Source organism: Aliidiomarina celeris (genome assembly GCF_003316875.1).
In the GTDB taxonomy this organism is placed as follows: Bacteria; Pseudomonadota; Gammaproteobacteria; order Enterobacterales; family Alteromonadaceae; genus Aliidiomarina; species Aliidiomarina celeris.
Window position 1 is genome coordinate 1 of the sequence record NZ_QMIL01000012.1, and the last position, 1,025, is coordinate 1,025.

2 tRNA genes and 2 rRNA genes are annotated in these 1,025 nt (G+C 48.1%); all 4 read left to right on the forward strand.

Going from position 1 to position 1,025, the window contains the following annotated elements:
* Positions 1-58 (forward strand): 16S ribosomal RNA (locus DQW12_RS13255); the annotation flags it as partial.
* A 162-nt stretch (positions 59-220) separates the two neighbouring features.
* Positions 221-297 (forward strand) — tRNA-Ile (locus DQW12_RS13260).
* Positions 298-424: 127 nt separating this feature from the next.
* Positions 425-500, forward strand: a tRNA-Ala gene (locus DQW12_RS13265).
* A 421-nt stretch (positions 501-921) separates the two neighbouring features.
* A 23S ribosomal RNA gene (locus tag DQW12_RS13270) occupies positions 922-1,025 on the forward strand; the annotation flags it as partial.

The following is a 1,025-nucleotide window of genomic DNA, read 5'->3' on the forward strand; positions in this document are numbered from 1 at the left end:
TGGGGTGAAGTCGTAACAAGGTAGCCGTAGGGGAACCTGCGGCTGGATCACCTCCTTATCGATGAGATGCATATCGAATGTAAGTGCTCACACAGATTGATTGGCTTGATAAATGGAACAGATAATTATCCGTAGGTAGCGCATGGCGGCACGTACTGGGTAATGAAAAAAAATCCTCGGTAGGTACCGCATTGCGGTACGTGCATAGAGAAACGGTTACGGGTCTGTAGCTCAGCTGGTTAGAGCGCACCCCTGATAAGGGTGAGGTCGGTAGTTCAAGTCTACTCAGACCCACCATTTCTTCGCGATGGCTGTGTTGGAAACCTCGTCGTGTACTGTTGTACACTTCGTCGGGTTCCGCCTTGCCCTCGCTCGAAATTCCCTTATCAGCTGTAGGTGCTGCACTGCAGCACGTCCAAACAACGGGGCCATAGCTCAGCTGGGAGAGCGCCTGGTTTGCATCCAGGAGGTCTGCGGTTCGATCCCGCATGGCTCCACCATTTCCCTTCTTCGAGGGTGATGTATGTGCTGCAATGCAGCACCTACAGTGCAACACCTACGATGGTGTCACATTTCTGTTCCATTCATAATGCAATTGATAAGCGCTTTATTTAGAGTGTTTATCAATCACATTATGTGAGTTGCTCTTTAATAATTTGAACAAGCTGATAAAGAAACAAACGAAGTTTGAACAAGCCAAGTATAACTCACCAGATTAACTTTGGTGGCGTATCGTTCATGTCAATAGATACAACTTAAGAAGTCATCGTTTAGCGATGGTAGGCGCAGGATTTTCGTTGGATAGCAAGGCATTATCCGCAGTGATTGAGGGAGTGTACATCAGTACATGACCGATTGAGCGAGGATAATAACGCAGCTAGGCGACGAAAAGACAAGCCGAGACACTTCTTCGGGTTGTATGGTTAAGTGACTAAGCGTACACGGTGGATGCCTTGGCAGTTGGAGGCGATGAAGGACGTACTAACTTGCGATAAGCCTAGTTGAGCCAGTAAGAGGCGCATGAG